Origin of the sequence: Caballeronia sp. GAWG2-1, from assembly GCF_023631405.1 — a bacterium.
In the GTDB taxonomy this organism is placed as follows: Bacteria; Pseudomonadota; Gammaproteobacteria; order Burkholderiales; family Burkholderiaceae; genus Caballeronia.
Genome location: NZ_JALQDD010000054.1, coordinates 1 through 3,587, shown reverse-complemented (window position 1 = coordinate 3,587; position 3,587 = coordinate 1). Strand labels below are relative to the sequence as shown.

4 protein-coding genes are annotated in these 3,587 nt (G+C 45.5%); all 4 read right to left on the bottom strand.

The window, feature by feature from the left end; genetic code table 11:
- Nucleotides 1-206: 206 nt before the first annotated feature.
- Complete coding sequence (locus tag NCR98_RS33120; protein ID WP_182500913.1) at nucleotides 207-593, bottom strand: hypothetical protein; 387 nt, start codon at nucleotides 591-593, stop codon at nucleotides 207-209.
- Between the two features lie 298 nt (nucleotides 594-891).
- A complete protein-coding gene (locus NCR98_RS33115) occupies nucleotides 892-1,758 on the bottom strand; it encodes a hypothetical protein (RefSeq protein ID WP_233600686.1) in 867 nt (288 codons plus the stop codon).
- A 49-nt stretch (nucleotides 1,759-1,807) separates the two neighbouring features.
- Entirely contained in the window at nucleotides 1,808-2,065 is a 258-nt protein-coding gene (locus tag NCR98_RS33110) for a hypothetical protein (protein ID WP_089415244.1), read from the bottom strand.
- Nucleotides 2,052-3,587, bottom strand: a 1,536-nt coding sequence (locus NCR98_RS33445; RefSeq protein ID WP_284504027.1) for a VENN motif pre-toxin domain-containing protein, incomplete at its 5' end; no start/stop codon positions are given. The genes NCR98_RS33445 and NCR98_RS33110, both read right to left, overlap by 14 nt.

The following is a 3,587-nucleotide window of genomic DNA, read 5'->3' as shown; positions in this document are numbered from 1 at the left end:
TCCGCCACGCTCTGCCAGGTGCTGTGCATCTTATCCCGGCTCACGTTCACGTTCGCCGACCCGGTCATTGAGCCGAAGGTGAAGCTGCCGCCCGCGCTGCTGCTGGTGCTGTCGGTGACAGTGATGAGGTTTATTGAGTAGCGGCCATTATCGGGTAACTCACTGGTTATAAAGTAAAAACCCAGCTGTGAAAACTGGGCTTTCTATTAACAAGATGTTATTGTTGGACTAACAGAAGACAGTACTTCAATAACATCATCGCCTGTAACTATTAAGTAATGATTTATAGAACCCCCATCATGGATGTTGGCGCTTTGCTCATTAAACCATGATAAATAATGAGATCCTTCTACTGTATAAATTCCTGTAATCATCTGACCATTCAGATCATCTTGCATTTTTAGCAAGTCACCTTCATCTGTTACACGAAAGGAGTGTATCCATTCAAAAGTAACCATAACATTACTTTTAAAACCCTCATCAAATAAGTAAAAAGTCAGATCAAGCGCCCCAGAAAAATACTTAACATCCTTTAGCTGAATATTTTTAAAGGAATCAACACCGATATCAATACTTAAAATTTTCTCAGTCATATGGCATCACTCATCATATCTAAACTTAACCCTATTTTTACCAGACTGCATTAACTTTTTGTTTTATTTAAATTTCTTTTTCTATATGGTAAATAATAAAATAGCCATAAAATGATACCCAATAAAAACCCCACTCCTGCCATATTTAATGCAACATGTAAATTTTTCTCAGCAAAAACTCCCTCCCCTACTGGAGACGGCTGCCATAGAAAAAATAGACTCAATAAAAACATAAACACAGGAATAGTGGTGCATGAGTATATGAATAAAATTATTAACTTCCATTTAGTTATACGGATCATTTTTTCTCTCCCGAATTATTGCCATTCGGTGAATTAAGTAAACCTGATGTGAGAGAGTCTGCGACATTACCCGCCACAGATGGCACTGAGCTTTGAGGGACCGGTTTTGATATTGTCCAAACCCCGCTCGACACCCATTCATATTGCTTTGACACAGGATTGAAGACCTTATCAAAAGGTACTTTTAAAATATTTCCTGCTTTATATCCTGCCCCAGAACTAGTAGTACTCATAAGTGCAGCCATAATCGGATCATCTCCACTTATTTCTGCCTGATAATACCCACCTGCTGCATTCCATGTAACCGTTGGGTTATAACCTTTACCCGCAGTAATCCCACCAACAATTACAGATCCAATTACATCAGACAGTTTTACCTCACCTGTCGTGCCATATTGAATACCTACATTTGCAGCCCCAGCAACTCCAACAGCAATTAATTGCTCCTTGCTGTTATTCACAATATTCGTAATAATTGCTTTCCCACCCATTATCACTACCGGCCAGGAAGCTGGGTTCATTACCACATCCATAAACCGATCACTTTTCGTGATATTATCCTTACGGAATTTAAGATCAGACCCGTTAAGATATTTAACTATCGCAGATGCATCCGGATCTTTCAGTTTATCACCCAGCCTTACCTGATGTTTATCAGCATCCAGAGCAATGTTAGTTTCCGCCTGAACCAGTTCTTCCCAGCTTACACAGGCAACACCTCCTCCGGTGCAGGCTTCCGCCAGTTCTTTACTGTTTTTATTGCTGATATTAATATATTTCTTAATTACGGCCTGACAGTCGCTGCCCGACGCTTTACAGTTCGAGAGTTCTTTATCAAGCGCCCTGGCTTCTGAGATGTGCAAGTTATTATTCTCAATTACAAGCCTAGCTACTGGGATTGGAATCGGGCATTCATTCAGGTGGAGCTTTCTGGCTTTTTCTCTCCTTTAACCGGATTTTTATCCAGATCCCAAACCCCAAAATGAGGCCACCGACATATCCAGACTCAAAGAAAGATGAAAAAACATCACTCCAACTAAAGGGGAAAAAGCCCTTTTTAAAATAAAAAATCACAGATGCAAGTAGTTCAGCTATAACATCGCCAATGAAAAATAAAATCAGGCAACACAATATCAGTTTGACCAAACTAAAAAGATTATTTTTTAGCATCTTTTTTATCCTTCTTATCGAGTTCATCTTTTACAGCATTCCCTGTTTTCTCACCTATGTAACCACCAAGAACCGTACCTGTTAAATCAGACACTGCATCTTTTCCAAGCTTTGAGCCGACTCCTTTTATTATTTCACCGCCTACGCCACCGATGACAGTACCCGCAGCCGCACCAGCCATAGAGTTAAGCGGTTCTTCTCCCTTAATTCCGCTTCCTATCGCTGCACCGCCCACATTGACAGGAGCTGAAGCAATGATGCCTTTTCCTGTTGTCGCTGCCGCTGTTACTCCCGCCAGAATCGCATCCACATAACTGAACGGATCTTTTCCAGCAAGCTGGACACCTGTATTAACCCCTACACCAATTGCCGCATTTGCTGCCATACCTTTCACGGTCAGACCTAACACACTTCCCCCAAATAAAATAGGAGCATCACCAATGCTGGCATTTGATTTATGGTAGCCCCAGGTATTCATAATGCTCTGAGCTTTAGACATCGCTTCAGAGTCAGGAGCGCGTTTAATATAGTCCTGCCCTGACAGCAATCCTTTAACAAGTTCCTGCGAGACGGCGGAACCGTAATTCTTCTCCATCTCCGAGGCATAAACTCGCAGGTAACCGGACAGCTCAGCACGCTCTGTGCTGGTCATTTGTGAAGGGTCTTTAGTGAATTTTGACACCAGAGCATCACTGCGCTTGTCTGCATTTTCCAACTGAATAAGCTCATTAGCTGCAGCCAGTGATTTATCACCATTCTTAATTTTTTCAACAGCTATTTTGAGCTTGTCCGAGGATGTGTCACCAAGAAAATTATTCTCAACCGCGTTCTTACCTGCCTGCGCACCCGCCATAACATTGGCCGTGCTGTCTCCGGTCATACCTCCAGCCAGACCCGCCGCCAGCGTTCCCAGCACACTAATGGTCTGCTTGTCCGTTTCCGACAGGTCACTAACCGTTTTGCCCGGATACAACTGCTTCATAACAAGCTGCGCCATCAGTTCGCCGCTGACCGCTCCGGCTGCACCAGTCAGCGCTGAGTTGCCGGATGCGTAAGAGGTTACCGCACCCAGTACCGCGTGCGCCATCGCCTGCGCCTCCGGGTTGCCTTCCGTCAGCCTGTGTATCTCCGTCGCCAAATAAGGACTGGCCGCGCCGCTTACCGCCTGCGCCACGTTACCGCCCGACAGGCCCTGCACTGCCGCCGTCACCGCGCTGATGGCCTGCTGCATCTTACCGCCGGTCCCAAACCCGCTCTCCGCGAACGCCTGGTTATAATAGTTGCTGTAAACCTGTTTATTGACATCGCTTGCGCTGTACTGCTTCGTCGGATCCTGTGCTTTCAGCTCAGCCAGCGCCCTGTCGCGGTCGGTCTGCGTGACGCCGGACATCTTATCGTTCGCCTTCCGGGTTGCGATGATCTCACCCTGCGTCCGTGCAATATCTCCCGCCTGAGCCCCGATTTCCCCGATAAGCTGCGCCGCCTTCAGCCGGTTCTGCTCCTTCTCCTTGTCGAAGATGAC